Annotated in this window: 19 protein-coding genes; 9 read left to right on the plus strand and 10 right to left on the minus strand. The window is 73.7% G+C overall.

From position 1 onward, the window contains the following. Positions 1-308: 308 nt before the first annotated feature. From ACIQVZ_RS05385 to ACIQVZ_RS05410, 6 genes are all read left to right on the plus strand, one after another. Entirely contained in the window at positions 309-1,454 is a 1,146-nt protein-coding gene (locus ACIQVZ_RS05385) for an MBL fold metallo-hydrolase (RefSeq protein ID WP_350887668.1), read from the plus strand. A gap of 127 nt (positions 1,455-1,581) precedes the next feature. Further along, positions 1,582-3,183: a TldD/PmbA family protein gene (locus tag ACIQVZ_RS05390; protein WP_402447399.1), complete on the plus strand. Its 1,602-nt coding sequence runs from the start codon at positions 1,582-1,584 to the stop codon at positions 3,181-3,183. Beyond that, the gene (locus ACIQVZ_RS05395) at positions 3,183-4,580 is read left to right on the plus strand and encodes a metallopeptidase TldD-related protein (RefSeq protein ID WP_350887670.1); all 1,398 of its coding nucleotides are present in this window, start codon (positions 3,183-3,185) and stop codon (positions 4,578-4,580) included. The genes ACIQVZ_RS05390 and ACIQVZ_RS05395 overlap by 1 nt, the downstream gene beginning before the upstream one ends. A gap of 32 nt (positions 4,581-4,612) precedes the next feature. After that, positions 4,613-5,161 carry an RNA 2'-phosphotransferase gene (locus ACIQVZ_RS05400; protein ID WP_350887685.1) on the plus strand — a complete coding sequence of 183 codons (549 nt, stop codon included), beginning with the start codon at positions 4,613-4,615 and terminating at the stop codon, positions 5,159-5,161. 182 nt (positions 5,162-5,343) lie between these two features. Continuing rightward, complete coding sequence (locus ACIQVZ_RS05405; RefSeq protein ID WP_402447401.1) at positions 5,344-5,739, plus strand: DUF3099 domain-containing protein; 396 nt, start codon at positions 5,344-5,346, stop codon at positions 5,737-5,739. Between the two features lie 277 nt (positions 5,740-6,016). Next, positions 6,017-6,235, plus strand: a complete 219-nt coding sequence (locus ACIQVZ_RS05410) for a hypothetical protein (protein WP_350887676.1) — start codon at positions 6,017-6,019, stop codon at positions 6,233-6,235. A gap of 59 nt (positions 6,236-6,294) precedes the next feature. Here the strand turns inward: ACIQVZ_RS05410 and moaA are convergent, their stop codons facing one another. The 4 genes from moaA to ACIQVZ_RS05430 form a co-directional block, all read right to left on the minus strand. Next, positions 6,295-7,284: a GTP 3',8-cyclase MoaA gene (moaA, locus tag ACIQVZ_RS05415; protein WP_402447403.1), complete on the minus strand. Its 990-nt coding sequence runs from the start codon at positions 7,282-7,284 to the stop codon at positions 6,295-6,297. 92 nt (positions 7,285-7,376) lie between these two features. Beyond that, positions 7,377-8,987, minus strand: a complete 1,611-nt coding sequence (locus tag ACIQVZ_RS05420; RefSeq protein WP_402447405.1) for a cation acetate symporter — start codon at positions 8,985-8,987, stop codon at positions 7,377-7,379. After that, a complete protein-coding gene (locus ACIQVZ_RS05425) occupies positions 8,984-9,340 on the minus strand; it encodes a DUF485 domain-containing protein (protein WP_063349620.1) in 357 nt (118 codons plus the stop codon). Before ACIQVZ_RS05425 ends, ACIQVZ_RS05420 begins: the two co-directional genes overlap by 4 nt. A gap of 261 nt (positions 9,341-9,601) precedes the next feature. Then, complete coding sequence (locus ACIQVZ_RS05430) at positions 9,602-10,645, minus strand: zinc-dependent alcohol dehydrogenase family protein (RefSeq protein ID WP_350880249.1); 1,044 nt, start codon at positions 10,643-10,645, stop codon at positions 9,602-9,604. A 158-nt stretch (positions 10,646-10,803) separates the two neighbouring features. Between ACIQVZ_RS05430 and ACIQVZ_RS05435 the strand changes: the two genes are divergently transcribed. Both ACIQVZ_RS05435 and ACIQVZ_RS05440 read left to right on the plus strand, forming a co-directional pair. Then, a complete protein-coding gene (locus tag ACIQVZ_RS05435; RefSeq protein WP_402447408.1) occupies positions 10,804-11,799 on the plus strand; it encodes a DEDDh family exonuclease in 996 nt (331 codons plus the stop codon). A gap of 31 nt (positions 11,800-11,830) precedes the next feature. Continuing rightward, a complete protein-coding gene (locus ACIQVZ_RS05440; RefSeq protein ID WP_350880253.1) occupies positions 11,831-12,637 on the plus strand; it encodes an SURF1 family cytochrome oxidase biogenesis protein in 807 nt (268 codons plus the stop codon). A gap of 48 nt (positions 12,638-12,685) precedes the next feature. On the opposite strand, the gene trxA is transcribed toward ACIQVZ_RS05440, so the two are convergent. Continuing rightward, entirely contained in the window at positions 12,686-13,018 is a 333-nt protein-coding gene (gene trxA / locus ACIQVZ_RS05445; protein ID WP_063349617.1) for a thioredoxin, read from the minus strand. 3 nt (positions 13,019-13,021) lie between these two features. After that, positions 13,022-13,447, minus strand: coding sequence for a MerR family transcriptional regulator (locus tag ACIQVZ_RS05450; RefSeq protein WP_350880255.1), 426 nt, complete (start codon positions 13,445-13,447; stop codon positions 13,022-13,024). Between the two features lie 181 nt (positions 13,448-13,628). Here ACIQVZ_RS05450 and ACIQVZ_RS05455 point away from each other — a divergent pair, with 181 nt between their 5' ends. Next, a complete protein-coding gene (locus ACIQVZ_RS05455) occupies positions 13,629-14,399 on the plus strand; it encodes an SDR family oxidoreductase (RefSeq protein ID WP_402447410.1) in 771 nt (256 codons plus the stop codon). Positions 14,400-14,437: 38 nt separating this feature from the next. Here ACIQVZ_RS05455 and ACIQVZ_RS05460 read toward each other — a convergent pair whose 3' ends face one another. From ACIQVZ_RS05460 to ACIQVZ_RS05475, 4 genes are read right to left on the minus strand one after another with little or no spacing between them, the layout of a single operon-like run. Beyond that, a complete protein-coding gene (locus tag ACIQVZ_RS05460) occupies positions 14,438-15,079 on the minus strand; it encodes an alkaline shock response membrane anchor protein AmaP (RefSeq protein ID WP_350880259.1) in 642 nt (213 codons plus the stop codon). After that, the gene (locus ACIQVZ_RS05465; protein ID WP_402447413.1) at positions 15,076-15,693 is read right to left on the minus strand and encodes a DUF6286 domain-containing protein; all 618 of its coding nucleotides are present in this window, start codon (positions 15,691-15,693) and stop codon (positions 15,076-15,078) included. The genes ACIQVZ_RS05460 and ACIQVZ_RS05465 overlap by 4 nt, the downstream gene beginning before the upstream one ends. Next, complete coding sequence (locus ACIQVZ_RS05470; protein ID WP_350880263.1) at positions 15,690-16,037, minus strand: Asp23/Gls24 family envelope stress response protein; 348 nt, start codon at positions 16,035-16,037, stop codon at positions 15,690-15,692. Before ACIQVZ_RS05470 ends, ACIQVZ_RS05465 begins: the two co-directional genes overlap by 4 nt. Then, positions 16,037-16,228: a hypothetical protein gene (locus ACIQVZ_RS05475; RefSeq protein WP_063349611.1), complete on the minus strand. Its 192-nt coding sequence runs from the start codon at positions 16,226-16,228 to the stop codon at positions 16,037-16,039. The genes ACIQVZ_RS05470 and ACIQVZ_RS05475 overlap by 1 nt, the downstream gene beginning before the upstream one ends. Positions 16,229-16,238: the final 10 nt, after the last annotated feature.

Here is a 16,238-nt window from a genome sequence, read left to right on the forward strand (position 1 = left end):
CCTCTCTCCGTGTGTGCGGACGTACGTCGGAACGCGTACGCAGTGTGACGCTATCGGGCGGTCGGCGGTGTCGGCGCATCGGGCTCCCACAGCGCCGCACCGGAGGAACTGTCGCAATCCGACAATCCGTACCCGCAGCGCCCCGCACCTGCTCAGCCGCCCCGACCGAACCGCCGCCGGAGCCGAGCCGGCGCCGCCGTACGGGAACAACACGGCCCCGCGCACCCGTTGCCCCCGTGGTGTGGGCCGACCCGGGACCGGCCGTACCGATCCCCCGAAGGGTCCCGCGAGGAACGAAGGCAGGGCGCATGACCAAGGCACGGCCCAGGAGCACCCACCGAAACGGACGGCTGCTGGCCCTGACCGCCCTCGCGGCCGGCCTGGGAGCGGCCGCCTGGTCGCTGCGCGACCTGCCGGCGGCGTTCGGCCGGCGGCCGGACGGCGAGCACGAGGAGCGGGTGCGCGACTCGCCGCAGTACCGCGACGGCGTCTTCCACAACGCCCCCTCCACCCTGGCCCGGGCCACCACCGCCCCGGACATCGACCGCGGCACCATCCGCCGGATGCTGTTCGAGCGCGAGGGCCGCGTCCCCGCCCACCCCGTACCGACCGTCCGCCCCGCCGGCGGCCCCGGCCCGGCCGCCGAGGGCGTGGCGATCACCTGGTACGGGCACGCCTCCGCGCTGGTGGAGATCGAGGGCTCCCGGGTGCTGCTCGACCCGATCTGGAGCGAGCGCTGCTCCCCCGCCGCGCACGTCGGCCCCAAGCGGCTGCACCCGGTGCCGGTGGAACTGGAGGAGCTGCCGCAGGTCGATGCCGTGCTGATCTCGCACGACCACTACGACCACCTGGACATGGCGACGGTCAAGCGCCTGGTGCGCAGCCAGTCCGCGCCGTTCGCGGTGCCGCTGGGCATCGGCGGCCACCTGCGCCGCTGGGGCGTCCCGGAGCACCGCATCATCGAGCTGGACTGGGACGAGACCTGCACCCTCGGCGACCTGGTGCTCACCCTCACCTCGGCGCACCACTTCTCCGGCCGCGGCCTGACCCGCAACACCACCCTGTGGGGCTCCTGGGTGATCGCCGGCCCCGACCGCAAGGTCTTCTACACCGGCGACTCCGGCTACTTCGAGGGCTACGCCCGGATCGGCGACCGGCACGGCCCCTTCGACGCCGCGCTGGTGCAGATCGGCGCCTACGACGCCGCCTGGGCCGACATCCACATGACGCCCGAGGACGCCGTGCGCGCCCACCGCGACCTCCAGGCGGGCCTGCTGGTGCCGGTGCACTGGTGCACCTTCAACCTGGGCCTGCACCCGTGGGCCGAGCCGATCGAGCGGCTGCTGGTCGAGGCCAAGGCGCAGGCCGTCCCGCTGGCCGTGCCGCGCCCCGGCGAGCGGGTCGACGTGGACAACCCGCCGGAGCTGGACGGCTGGTGGGAGATCGTCGGCTGACCGACCGGCCACCACAGCGGCGCACCGGCCGAAATGCGCTGGCCGAAACCCCCTGGACCGGCCATGATGCGGTGCGGGCGCCCCTGTGTGGCGCCGCACCGCCACCCTCCGCGACCAGGGAGCACGATTGCCTCCGATCCCTCCGGCCGACAGCGTCGGCGCCCCGCACGGGCGCGCCGTCGACCCGCTGTTCCTCGCCTTCCCGCTGCGCACCCTCGCCGACGCCGCCCTCACCCGGGCCCGCGAACTCGGGGCCACCCACGCCGACTTCCGCCTGGAGCGGGTCCGCAGCGCCTCCTGGCGGCTGCGCGACGCCCGCCCGGCCGGCACCTCCGACAGCGTGCAACTCGGTTTCGCCGTACGGGTGCTGCTGGACGGCGCCTGGGGATTCGCCGCCGGGGTGGACCTCACCACCGACGCGGCGGCGCGGGTCGCCGAGCAGGCCGTCGCGGTGGCCCGGCTGTCCGGCGGGATCAGCCGGGCCGCCGGCTCCGCCGAGCGGGTCGAGCTGGCCGACGAGCCGGTGTACCGGGACGCCACCTGGGTCTCCTCGTACGAGGTGAACCCCTTCGAGGTGCCGGACGCGGAGAAGACCGCGCTGCTCGCCGAGTGGAGTTCGCGGCTGCTGGCCGCCGAGGGCGTCTCGCACGTCCAGGCGAGCCTGCTGACCGTCCAGGAGAACAAGTTCTACGCGGACACCGCGGGCACCGTCACCACCCAGCAGCGGATCCGGCTGCACCCCACGCTGGAGGCCACCTCGGTGGACGAGCGCACCGGGGCCTTCGACTCGATGCGCACGCTGGCCCCGCCGGTCGGGCGCGGCTTCGAGTACCTCACGGGCGTCCGGGGGCCGTCCCCCGACGGCCGGGGCCTGCCCGCGGCGGGCTGGGACTGGGACGCCGAACTCGCCGAACTGCCCACCCTGCTGGCCGAGAAGATGAAGGCGCCGAGCGTCCGGGCCGGCCGCTACGACCTGGTCATCGACCCGTCCAACCTCTGGCTGACCATCCACGAGTCGATCGGCCACGCCACCGAGCTGGACCGCGCCCTCGGCTACGAGGCCGCCTACGCCGGCACCTCCTTCGCCACCTTCGACCAGCTCGGCTCGCTCAGGTACGGCTCCGAGCTGATGCACGTCACCGGCGACCGCACCGCCGAGCACGGCCTGTCCACGATCGGCTACGACGACGAGGGCGTCGCCACCCAGTCCTGGGACCTCGTCAAGGACGGCACCCTGGTCGGGTACCAGCTCGACCGCGGCATGGCCGAGCTGAAGGGCTTCGGGCGCTCCAACGGCTGCGCCTTCGCGGACTCCCCGGCCCACGTGCCGGTGCAGCGGATGGCCAACGTCTCGCTCCAGCCCGCCGCCGGCGGCCCGGACACCGAGGGACTGTTCGCCGGGGTGGAGAACGGCCTGTACATCGTCGGCGACCGCTCCTGGTCGATCGACATGCAGCGCTACAACTTCCAGTTCACCGGCCAGCGCGCCTACGCCATCAGGAACGGCGAACTCGCCGGCCAGGTCAAGGACTTCGCCTACCAGGCGACCACCACCGACTTCTGGGGCTCGATGACGGCGGTCGGCGGCCCGCAGACCTACGTCCTCGGCGGCGCCTTCAACTGCGGCAAGGCGCAGCCCGGCCAGATCGCGGCGGTCAGCCACGGCTGCCCGTCGGCGCTGTTCCGCAACGTCAACGTGCTCAACACCCAGCAGGAGGCGGGTCACTGATGACCGCGATGCAGCCCCACGAACTGGTCGAGCTGGCACTCGGCCTCTCCCGCGCCGACGGCTGCGTGGTGATCGCCGACGAGGAGTCCACCGCCAACCTGCGCTGGGCCGGCAACTCGCTGACCACCAACGGCGTCACCCGCGGCCGCCGCCTCACCGTGATCGCCACCGTGGCCGGGGCCGAGGGCACCGCCTCCGGTGTGGTCTCCCGCGAGGCCGTCACCCCGGACGAGGTGGAGGGCCTGGTCCGCGCCGCCGAGGAGGCCGCCCGCGCGGCCGGCCCGGCCGAGGACGCCCAGCCGCTGGTGGCCGACCGACCGTCCTCCCCGGACTTCACCCGGCCGCCCGCCGAGACCTCGATCGCGGTGTTCGACGCCTTCGGCCCGGCCCTCGGCGAGGCCTTCGCCCGGGCCGCCGCCCAGGGCGAACTGCTGTACGGCTTCGCCCGGCACGAGGTGACCAGCAGCTACCTGGGCACCTCCACCGGCCTGCGGCTGCGCCACGACCAGCCGACCGGCATGGTCGAGATCAACGCCAAGACCGCCGACCTGTCCGGCTCCGCCTGGGCCGGCGCCGCCACCCGGGACTTCTCCGACGTGGACGTCACCGCCCTGCACACCGAGCTGACCAAGCGCCTCGGCTGGGGCGCCCGCAAGGTGGACCTGCCGGCCGGCCGGTACGAGACGCTGCTGCCGCCCTCGGCCGTCGCCGACCTGATGCTCTGCCTCGCCTGGTCCGCCGTCGGCCGCGACGCCCACGAGGGCCGCACCGTCTTCTCCAAGCCCGGCGGCGGCACCCGGATCGGCGACAAGCTCGCCGGGCTGCCGCTCACGCTGCGCACGGACCCGGCCGAACCCGGCCTGGAGTCGGCGCCGTTCGTCCTCGCGCACTCGACCGGCGGGAACGTCTCGGTCTTCGACAACGGCCTGCCGATCGACGCCACCGAGTGGATCCGCGAGGGCGTGCTGACCGACCTGGTCACCAGCCGCCACTCCGCCGGACTCACCGGCCTGCCGCTGCGCCCGTTCGGCGACAACCTGGTGCTGGAAACGGCCGGCCAGGACACCGCGCCGACCCTGGACGAGATGATCGCCCGCACCGAGCGCGGCCTGCTGCTCACCTGCCTCTGGTACATCCGCGAGGTGGACCCGGCGACGATGCTGCTCACCGGTCTGACCAGGGACGGCGTCTACCTGGTCGAGAACGGCGAAGTAGTCGGCGCGGTCAACAACTTCCGGTTCAACGAGTCCCCGGTGGACCTGCTGGACCGGATCACCGAGGCGGGCCGCACCGAGCGCTGCCTGCCCCGCGAGTGGAGCGACTACTTCACCCGCACCGCGATGCCACCCGTGCGTGTCGCGGACTTCAACATGAGTTCGGTCAGCCAGGCCTCATAGCCACTGACCAACGGGGGGATACGAGAGACATGATGGACGAGAAGCGGCTGGTCAAGACGAGCAAGATGCTGTCGCGCATCCTGCGGCACGAGCCGGAGCGGGTGGGCGTCACGCTGGACGAGTCCGGCTGGGTCCGGATCGACGTGCTCCTCACGGCCCTCGCGGCCAAGGGCAACCGGCTGACCAGGGCCGATCTGGACCACCTGGTGGCGACCAACAACAAACGCCGCTTCGGCTACTCCGCGGACGGTCTCTCGATCCGCGCCAACCAGGGCCACACGGTGGCGGTCGACCTCGGCCTGGCCGCCGCCGTGCCGCCCCCGGTGCTCTACCACGGCACCGCCGACCGCCACCTGGCGTCGATCTTCCGGGAGGGCCTGCGCCCGATGGCCCGGCAGGACGTCCACCTGTCCGCGGACACCGAGACGGCGGTGCGGGTCGGTGCCCGGCACGGCCGCCCGGTGGTGCTCACCGTGAACGCGGCCGCGATGGCGGCGGCCGGCCACGAGTTCCGGATCAGCGACAACGGTGTCTGGCTCACCGACGCCGTCCCGCCGCAGTTCCTCTCCCGGCGGTCGTGAGGCCCTCACCCCACCGTTGCGACTACCCGTCCCGATTACCCGTCCCGATCGGCCGGACAGTCCCCTCGCACACCCGACCGGGTGGGTCCGCCCCACCCGGTCTCGTCGTCCCCGCTGCCCAGGCGTACCGTGAGGAGGCCGCGCGGCGAGTCGCGCGGGAGCGTGGACGAGGGCGGTACGACATGGGCAAGAGCGCCGACGGTGGACAGCAGGTCCACCGGATCACGGGAGCGCGGAGCAGCCTCACCGAGGACGTCCGCGGGCGGCAGCGCCGCTACGTGGTCTCGATGCTGCTCCGGACGGTCTGCGTGCTGCTCGCCGTGGTGCTGTGGGACGTCCAGCGGTGGCTGGCGTTCGCGGCGCTGGCCGGCGCCGTGCTGCTGCCGTACTTCGCCGTCCTGATCGCCAACGCGGGCCGGGAGCGGGCGCCGGGGCTGCCGAGCACCTTCGACATCCCGCTGGACACCCCGCTGATGCTCGGCCCCGGTGGGACGGGCGGGAGGGGTGGGGCAGATGGGGCCCCTGGTACAGGAGGGGCAAAGACCGCTGCCACCGATCCTTCACAGGGCTCGAACTGACCGTCCGTTTCGCGCCGTTTCGAGAAAATCTGGCTCGAAGAAAGCTCAGAAGAAGCTCAGATTAATCATGCAAGACCTCCCCAACCGAGGCCCCTGGCGTGACATACTGCGTACGCGCTCCGCATCCCCCGTCGGAGCGACGGACCGACGCCGGGCGGCTCCCCCCGTGGCTGCCCGGCGTCGCCATGCCCGGATCCGGGCGGGCTCACTCCGGGCCGCGCGGAGCACGTGAAACACTGGCGGTGCAGACCACCCGCCTAGCGCTGAGGACGACCCGATGGACACCCCGCAGACGCCGATCTGCTCCGCCAAGGGCTGCCGGGCGAACGCCCGTTGGGTGCTGGTGTGGAACAACCCCAAGCTGCACACCCCGGACCGCCGCAAGACCTGGCTCGCCTGCGACGAGCACCGCGAGCACCTGTCCCAGTTCCTGAGCGTGCGCGGCTTCCTCAAGGAGGTCGTCGCCTTCGCCGACTGGACCCCGGAGACGTCCTAGTCGTCCTAGCCGTCCGGGTCGTCCGGGTCGTCCGAGACGCCCCGACCTCGCGGGACCGGCTAGCCGCCGATCGCCGACATCGGCCGCTCGGGCTGGTGGAACTCCGGGTCGTCGATCCCGGCCCCGGCCTTCTTGCCCCACATCGCCGCCCGCCACAGCGCGCCCAGCTCGGCGTCGTCCGCGCCCGAGCGCAGGGCGGTGCGCAGGTCCGTCTCCCCGGTCGCGAACAGGCAGTTGCGCACCTGCCCGTCGGCCGTCAGCCTGGTCCGGTCGCAGGCCCGGCAGAACGGGCGGGTGACGGAGGCGATCACGCCGACCTGGGCCGGGCCGCCGTCCACCAGCCAGCGTTCGGCGGGTGCCGCGCCCCGGCGGGCGGACGGCTCCGGGGTGAGCGCGAACCGCGCACCGAGCAGGTCGAGGATCTCCTCGGCGGTGACCATCGCGGAGCGGTCCCAGCCGTGCTGGGCGTCCAGCGGCATCTGCTCGATGAAGCGCAGCTCGTAGCCGCGCTCCAGGCACCAGGCCAGCAGGTCGGGCGCCTCGTGGTCGTTGACCCCGCGCATCAGCACCGCGTTCAGCTTGACCGGCGCCAGCCCGGCGGTCTCGGCGGCGGCCAGCCCGGCCAACACGTCCTGGTGGCGGTGGCGGCGGGTGAGGGTGTGGAACACCTCGGGGTCGAGGGTGTCCAGCGAGACGTTGACCCGGTCGAGCCCGGCCTCGCGCAGCGCCGTCGCGGTACGGGCCAGCCCGATGCCGTTGGTGGTGAGGGACAGCTCGGGGCGCGGCTCCAGCTCCGAGCAGGCGGCGACGATGGCGACCAGGCCGGGGCGCAGCAGCGGCTCGCCGCCGGTGAAGCGGACCTCTCGGACGCCCAGGTCGCGCACCGCGAGGGTGACCAGCCGGACGATCTCCTCGTCGGTCAGCAGCTCGGGCTTGGCCAGCCAGCTCAGGCCCTCCTCCGGCATGCAGTAGGTGCAACGGAGGTTGCACCGGTCGGTGAGGGATACCCGCAGGTCGACGGCCTGGCGTCCGAAGGTGTCGAGCAGCACGTGCGTCCCTTCCCGAGAATGCGGCCGGCCCGGCCACCGTCACGGCGGGCCGGGCCAGCATAGTCATCGCCGGTCGGTCGGTGGGCGCCTGGTCAGTGGGCGCCCAGCCCGGTCAGCGCCCGGACCTCCAGTTCAGCGTACTTCGCCGGGTCGGGTCGGTCCTTGGACAGCAGGGTGGCGATCCACCCGGCCAGGAAGCCGATCGGGATGGAGACCAGGCCGGGGTTCTCCAGCGGAAACCAGTGGAAGTCGATGTCCGGGAACAGCGAGGTCTTCGCGCCGGAGACGACCGGGGAGAAGACCACCAGCACCACCGAGCTGATCAGACCGGCGTAGACCGAGCTCACCGCGCCGGACGTGGTGAAGCGCTTCCAGAACAGCGAGTAGAGCAGGGTGGGCAGGTTCGCCGAGGCGGCCACCGCGAAGGCCAGGGCGACCAGGGCCGCGGTGTTGAGCTTGCCCGCGAAGAGGCTGAGCACGATGGCCACCGCGCCGATCGCGACGGCGGCCCACTTCGCCGAGAGCACCTCCTGCTTCTCGGTGGCCTTGCCGCGCCGGATCACGTTGGCGTACAGGTCGTGCGCGAAGGAGGCGGAGGACGCCAGGGTGAGTCCGGCGACCACGGCCAGGATGGTGGCGAAGGCGACGGCGGAGATCACCGCGAGCAGGATCGCGCCGCCGGTGGTGCCGGAGCCTCCGCCGAGCACCTCGGCCAGCTGCGGGGCCGCCGTGTTGCCGGAGGCGTTGGCCGCCTTGATCGCCTTGGGGCCGACCAGCGCCGCCGCGCCGAAGCCGAGCGCCAGGGTCATCAGGTAGAAGACGCCGATGATGCCGATCGCCCAGAGCACCGACTTCCGGGCCGCCTTGGCGGTGGGCACGGTGTAGAAGCGGACCAGGATGTGCGGCAGGCCGGCGGTGCCGAGCACCAGCGCGATCCCGAGGCTGATGAAGTCGAGTTTGCTGGTGTCGCTGGCCCCGTACTTCAGCCCCGGTTCGAGGAAGGCCGCGCCCTTGCCGCTCGCGCTGGCGGCGGCGCCGAGCAGTTCCGAGGGGTTGAAGTGGTACTTGGCGAGCACCAGGACGGTCATCAGCGCGGTGCCGGCGATCAGCAGCACGGCCTTGACGATCTGCACCCAGGTGGTGCCCTTCATGCCTCCTATCACCACGTAGACGACCATCAGCGCGCCGACCGCGACGATGGTCCAGCGCTTGGCGGCGTCCCCGTTGACCCCCAGCAGCAGGGCGACCAGCGTCCCGGCGCCGACCATCTGGGCGAGCAGGTAGAAGATCGACACCACGATGGTGGAGACGCCCGCCGCGGTGCGCACCGGGCGCTGGCGCATCCGGAACGCGAGGACGTCCGCCATGGTGAAGCGGCCGGAGTTGCGCAGCGGTTCGGCGATCAGCAGCAGCGCGACCAGCCAGGCGACCAGGAAGCCGATCGAGTAGAGGAAGCCGTCGTAGCCGGAGAGCGCGATGGCGCCGGCGATGCCGAGGAAGGACGCGGCGGACATGTAGTCGCCGGAGATGGCCAGGCCGTTCTGGAATCCGGTGAAGCCGCGGCCGCCGGCGTAGAAGTCGGCCGCGTCCTTGGTCTGCCGCCCGGCCCAGACGGTGATCGCGAGGGTGGCCAGCACGAACAGCCCGAAGAGGGTCATCGTGATGCCGCGGTGCTCCGTGGCGGAGCTGGCGAGCAGGCTCATTCGGCGGACTCCCGGGGAGCGTGGACGACGGCGCCGTGGGCCTCGCGGATCGCGGCGGCGGTCGGGTCGATCCGCCGGTCGGCGTAGCGGGCGTACCAGGCGGCGATGGCGAAGGTGGTGACGAACTGCAGCAGCCCCAGCACCAGGGCCACGTTGATGTGCCCGACGACCTTGGCGCCCATCAGGCCGGGCGCGTAGCAGGAGAGCAGCACGTAGAGCAGGTACCAGAGCACGAAGCCGATGGTGACCGGGAAGGCGAAGCTCCGGAACGAGCGCCTCAGGGTACGGAACTCCTCGCTCTCATCGATGAGTTGGACTTCCGTAGGGGTAGTGGTGATCGGCGGCGAATCCACTCTGTCTCTCCTCACTCCTTCGGCGTAGCGGTCGCACGCGGGGAACGATCGGACGTGAGGGGCGTCACAATCCGTGTGCGCGCCGCGCAATGCTAGGAGCGTCGCGCCCGCCCCGAAAGGGGTTGACCGCGATCAGCCAGTCGTTCACCCTCTCGTGCTATCCAATTGGCCGAAAACCACCACTCGTGCCACTTCACAACACCGCCGCCACATGCCGAAGGGGCGACACCGTCCAGCAGTGCCGCCCCTTCTGACGCATCGTCAGAAAGCGATCCGGACCTTCAGCGCCGAGCGGTCGTCCATCGCCCGGTACCCGTCCGGGACACCGTCCAGGCCCACCGTGCGGTCGAACACCAGACCCGGCTCGATGGCCCCGGAGAGGACGTCCGGCAGCAGGTCGGGGATGTAGGCGCGGGCCGGGGCGACGCCGCCGTTGAGCGAAACGTTTCGGCCGAACATCTGACCGATGTCGACGCCCGCGCTGCCGCCGTGCGGAACGCCGACGTAGCCCACCGCGCCGCCGTCCCGGGCGATCGAGACGGCCGTGCGCATCGACTCCTCGGTCCCGACCGCCTCCAGGACGGCGTGCGCGCCCTGGCCGCCGGTCAGCTCCTTCACCGCCTCGATCGCGGCCTCGCCGCGCTCGGCCACCACGTCAGTCGCGCCGAAGCGCCGGGCCAGGTCGGTGCGGGCGGTGTGCCGACCCAGCGCGATGATGCGGTCCGCGCCCAGCCGGTGCGCCGCCAGCACGCCGCACAGGCCCACCGCGCCGTCGCCGACCACGGCAACCGTCACGCCCGGGCGCACCCGCGCCGACACGGCGGCGTGGTGCCCGGTGGCCATCACGTCGGACAGCGCCAGCAGCCCCGGCAGCAGCTTCTCGTCGCCCGCGGCCTCCTTCGGCAGCTTCACCAGCGTGCCGTCCGCGAACGGCACCCGCACCGCCTCGCCCTGGCCGCCGTCGGAGCCGACCTGGCCCCAGAACCCGCCGTGCGGGCAGGAGGTCTGCAGGCCCTCCCGGCAGAAGTCGCAGCTGCCGTCCGACCAGACGAACGGCGCCACCACCAGGTCGCCCGGCGCGAAGCCGCGCACCTCGGCGCCCGCCTCCTCGACCACGCCCAGGAACTCGTGCCCGATCCGCTGCCCGGCCACCCGCTGGGCCACCCCGCGGTACGCCCACAGGTCGCTGCCGCAGATGCAGGCGTTCACCACCCGCACCACGACGTCCGTCGGGTACTGGATCACCGGGTCCGGGACCTCTTCGATCCGGATGTCATTGGGGCCGTGGATCACGGTGGCGCGCATGGGAGTTCGTCCTTACGGAGTCGGCCGTCGGGGGGTGTCGACAGCCGGTGGATGGCGTCGACCGGATAGGCGACGCCTATGCGGAATACTCTATTCCGGTCGCTCGGCCGGAACATTTCGACCGGACGCGGGCCCGGCGGCGCTTATCCTGTTGGACCATGCAACCGATCCAGCCCGAGACGTACGGCGCGCCGCGGACCGTCCAGGTCCCCGCCCAGCGCACCGCCGCCCCCGCCGAGGGCTTCGCGGTGGTCGACGTCGAGACCACCGGCCTCGGCCGCTCGGACCGCGTCATCTCGGCGGGCGTCTACCAGCTGGACCCGGACGGCGAGGTCACCGACCACTGGTACACCCTGGTCAACCCCCAGCGGGACCCGGGCCCGGTCTGGATCCACGGCCTCACCTCGGAGCTGCTCTCCGGCGCCCCGACCTTCCCGCAGATCGCCGACGAGTTCGCCGACCGGCTGAACGGCCGGGTCCTGGTCGCCCACAACGCGCTCTTCGACTGGAACATGATCTCGCGCGAGTTCTCCCGGGCCGGCCTGCGCGCCCCCGTCGAGCAGCGGATCTGCACCATGGTGCTCTCCCGCGACCTGCGGCTGCCGCTGCCCAACGGCAAGCTGTCCTCGCTCGCCGCCCACTTCGGCGTCCGCCAGCAGCACGCGCACAACGCCCTGGACGACGCCCGGGTGCTCGCCGAGGCGTTCCGCCCCAGCCTGCACCTGGCCCGCCAGGGCGGCGTCCCGCTGCCGATGCAGGCCTGCGTGGCCGTCACCGACCTCGGCGAGGACGAGCCCGCCACCCCCGGCCGCGCCTCCTGGACGGGCGCCGCCTACCGCCAGGCCAAGAAGCGCCCGCCCTGCCCGTACCCCAACCCGGGGCGCTGGGAGGACGGCAAGCCGCTGGTGCAGGGCATGCGGGTGGCCTTCACCGGCGACACCGCCACCGACCGGGAGCTGCTGGAGGACCGCGCCGCCGAGGCCGGCCTGCACATCGCCACCTCGGTGAGCCGGCTCACCAGCCTGCTGGTCACCAACGAGCCGAACAGCTGGAGCGGCAAGGCCCGCCGGGCCCGCGAGGTCGGCACGCCGGTGGTCGGCGAGGACGCCTTCCTCCAACTGCTCCGCGAAGTCGCCCCGCACCCCGGTGCGTGAGCCGGATGTGAAGTCGGCGTACCGTGCCCATGTGTACCGTTTTCTGCTGACCCGCCAGTGGCTGATCACCATGCTGATCGCGCTGCTGCTGATCCCCGCGACGATCGAGCTGGGCTTCTGGCAGCTGCACCGCCACGAGGCGCGGGTGGCCCGGAACGATCTGATCGGCAAGGCCCTCACCGTCGCGCCGGTGCCGTTCGACACCGTGTCGTCGGCCCCCGGCTTCGCGGTGCCCAAGGACCTCATCTGGCACCCGGTGACGGCGACCGGGCAGTACGACACGGCGCACGAGTTCGTCGTCCGCAAGCGGACCGACTCCAGCGGGGACACGATCGGGTACTTCGTCATCACCCCGCTCGAACTCTCCGACGGCAGGGGCAGCATCCTGGTCAACCGCGGCTGGGTGGCCGGCGACGGCGGCGCCACCGCCTACCCGACGGTCCCGGCCGCCCCGACCGGCGAGGTCTCCCTCACCGGTCGGATGCGTGCCGACGAGACCACGGGCAGCAGCGGCATCAAGGACCGCGCCGGCCTGCCCGACCGGCAGTTCAACCTGATCAACACCGAGCAGCAGGCCAAGGAGACCGGCGTCACCACCGTGCTCGGCGGCTACCTGGAGCTCACCGCCACCACCCCGGCCCCCGCCGACCAGCCCGAGCTGATCCCCGAGCCCAACCACTCCGACATCGGCCCGCACATGGCGTACGCGATCCAGTGGTGGCTGTTCACCGCGATGATCCCGGTCGGGGTCGGGGTGCTGGCCCGCCGCGAGGCCAAGGACCGGGCCAAGCAGGCCGCCGAGGCCGAGGTGCCGGTCGAGGCCGTACCGGCGGCCTGAGGGCCCCGGCCCGAGGCCCCGGCCCCGGGGAACGCCCCGGGGTACCGCCTACAGCACGTCCTCCAGCTCGCGCAGCAGCCGCGCCTTGGCGCGGGCGCCGACCACCGAGCGCACCGGCTCGCCGCCGCGGAACACCATCAGCGTCGGCATCGACAGCACCCCGTACGCCGCCTGGGTACGCGGATTGCGGTCCACGTCCACGCTGACCACCCGCAGCCGGTGCGCCTCCTCGCGGGCGACGTCCGCCAGCACCGGCGCCATCATCCGGCACGGCGGGCACCAGTCCGCCGTGAAGTCCACCAGCACCGGCCCTTCGGCCGCCAGCACCTCCGCGGCGAACGTGTCGTCCGTCACCGCGGGCACCCCTGGGATCTGCACCATCGTCTACTCCTTCGCCCATTCGTTCGCCAGTTCACAGCGCGGCGGCTGTCCGGAGGGCTCGGCCGCCAGCCCGTCCCGGGCCCGTACCGCCCGGTCGAACTGCCCGGCCACCCGGGCCCGGACGTCCTGCAGCCGGGCGATGCACTCGTCCAGTTCGGCGAGCTTGCGCCGGTACACCTCCAGCGAGGCCGGGCAGGAGTCGCCCTCGGGGTGGCCCGCCTGGAGGCACTCCACGAACGGGCGGGTCTCCTCCAGGCCGAACCCGAAGTCCTGCAGCGTCCGGATCTGCCGCAGCAGCCGCAGGTCCTCCTCGTCGTACGCCCGGTAGCCGTTGCCCGCCCGGCGGGCCGGCAGCAGACCGAGCTGCTCGTAGTACCGCAGCGCCCGGGTGGTCGTCCCCGCCCGCTCCGCCAGCTCCCCGATCCGCATCCCCGCACCCGCTCTCCCGGCCCGCCTCCGCACGCCGCCGGGACCGACGGTAGACCTTGACCCGGACGTCAACGCCAGCCCGCCCCCGGCCCCGCCGCCCCTCGGCCCCCGGCGCCACGTCACCCCGTCCCAGCCCCCAGAGCCCTCCCCCTCGCGCCCGCCACCCGGCAGGATGGTCCCCATGGATCTTGGACTGAAGGACAAGGTGTACGTGGCCACCGGCGCCACCCGGGGCCTCGGCTTCGCCGCCGCCCGGGAGCTGGCCGCCGACGGAGCCCGGGTGCTGGTCAGCGGGCGCGGCAAGGAGTCCGTGGCCGCCGCCGTCGCCGAGCTGGACGCCATCGGCGGCGCCGGGACGGCCCACGGTCTGGCCGCCGACAACGCCGACCCGGCGACCGCCGAACGGCTGATCGCCGAGGCGACCGGGCACTTCGGCCGGCTCGACGGCATTCTGATCAGCGTCGGCGGCCCCCAGGCTGGCCCGGTGGCCACCGCCCCCGAGGAGGCCTGGCGCGACGCGTTCGAGTCGGTCTTCCTCGGCGCGCTGCGGCTCGCCCGCGCCGCCGCCGCAGCCCTCGGCGAGGGCGGTGTGATCGGCTTCGTGCTCTCCGGCTCGGTGCGCCAGCCGATCCCCGGCCTGGGCATCTCCAACGGCCTGCGCCCGGGGCTGGCGATGGCCGCCAAGTCCCTCGCCGACGAGCTCGGCCCGCGCGGCATCCGGGTGGTGGGCCTGCTCCCGGCCCGGATCGACACCGACCGGGTGCGCGAGCTGGACTCCCTGGGCGGCGACCCGAACGGCGCCCGCGCCCAGGCCGTCGCGACCATCCCGCTCGGCCGCTACGGCACCCCGGAGGAGTTCGGCAAGGTCGCGGCCTTCCTGCTCTCCCCCGCCGCCTCCTACCTGACCGGTGTGATGATCCCCGTCGACGGCGGCGCCCTGCGGCCCCTCTAGAGCGTGGGGGCGGGCGTCCGGTTCCGCCCGCCCCCGGTTCACTCCACCCGCCGGGGCCTGCGCCGCCCGCGGCGCCGTCGCGACTCGGGCGGGGCGGCCTGGAGGACCCGGATCCGCAGGTCCGCGGGGAGTTCCGGGAGGCCCAGGCTGGTCCGGGCGTCGGTTCGCGGGCCGGTGTCGAAGTGCTCCACCAGGGCCGCCGGATCGCCACCAGGGGTGAGCCGGACAGTGCCCCGCAGCCGCGGGTGCCCGGGTGCGCGCACCAGGCGTACGCCCGCGCGCTCGACTTCGGGGAGCGTGGCCGTCCCTGCCTCCAGCGCCTCCTCCAGCGCCCGGGTGCGGACCCGCAGGCGGAGTCCGGTGGCGCCGGGCGTCGGCACGACGAGGCCGGCCGGACCGTTGCGCCGCAGCTGCGCCACCAGCCACCAGGCGGTGCCCCCGACCACCACGGCCAGCCCGCCGATGACAGTGGGCCACCACCAGGCCGAATCCGCCCAGCGGGTGCGCGAGCGGGCACTGAGCACCGGCTGGTCCGGGGAGGTGAGCGGCCACCAGCCGGGCGGGTCGACGCCGAGCCGCCGGTACAGGTCGAACCCGCCGGCCAGCACCAGCACACCGGCGGCCAGCAGTACCGCTCCGACCACCCCCAGCAGCACCCGGTTGACGACCGTCCGCCTCATCCCGCCGCCCCCGCCCCGGGCGCCGCCCGCACGTCCAGGCGCAGCGGCCGGGCCAGCGTCACCCGTGCCAGCTCGTCGCGCAGTTGGCGCTGGACCGACACCGGGTCCACCGCCCCGATGAGGGTGACCCGGACGCGCCGGCGGCTGATCCGGATCCGCAGCTGGTCGATGCCCTGGAGTCCGGCGACGCGGTCGGCGAGCAGGTGTCCGATCCCGGCCCGGTCGATGGCGGCGCCGGTGTCGCCGTGCGGGCGCAGCGGGAGCCAGCGGCCGAGACCGGGGGCGAGGGCCAGCCAGAGCAGCACCCCGCCGAGAAGGACGGCGGCGCCGGCACCCACCAGCGCCCACAGGTAGTCGAGGTGACGGGTGGCCAGTTCCTCGGCGATCCGGGCGCGCCACCGGCGGGTCGGGTACCCGGCGCGGACGGCGATCACGTCGTACAGCAGCGCGCCCGCGAGCACCAGCAGCACGGTGGCGACGATCGCCGCGACGACGGCCCGCGTCGCCCGCGGCCGCCGCACCTTCCCCGGCTGGGGCCCGTCCCCGGCCGCCGTCGCCGCTCCCCCGGCCCGCGTCGCCGCCTCGCCGGGCGCCGGTTCGCCCCCCGCACTCATGACACTCCCCCGGTCACCAGCCGCTCCACGACGACGACCACCTCGGACACCCTGGTCCCGGTGAACCCGGCGACCTGCGCGGCGACGCGTTCGCGGACGGCCCGGGCGAGCGCCGCGAGGTCGGCGGGGAAGGGCAGCGCGACGGCGACCCGGACGGTCACGGTGCTGCCGGGCGCCGCCACCGAGACGGCGGGCGGTGCGCCCTTGGCGGTGCGGCCGGTCCAGGCGTCGGCGAGGGCCTCGCGGGCGGCCCGGGCGGCGATGCGGGCGTAGACGCGGTCGGCGATCCGGAGCCGGCCCCGGGCGGCGGGTTCGCGGCGGGCACTGGTGGTGGGGGCCGCCATCAACGGCGCCGGTCGCGGCCGCGGAGCAGGTCGCCGAGGTCGCCCAGCTCGATGTCGCCCTCCAGCAGGCGGCCGGCCACGAAGCCGACCAGCCCGAGCGCGGCGACCAGCAGGAACGCCGCGAAGCCGCCGAAGTACCCGGCGAAGCCGAGGGCCATGCCCACCACCAGGCCGACGATGGCCAGGTTCATCCGCTACTCC

Origin of the sequence: Kitasatospora sp. NPDC098663 (assembly GCF_044760075.1) — a bacterium.
GTDB lineage: Bacteria > Actinomycetota > Actinomycetes > Streptomycetales > Streptomycetaceae > Kitasatospora.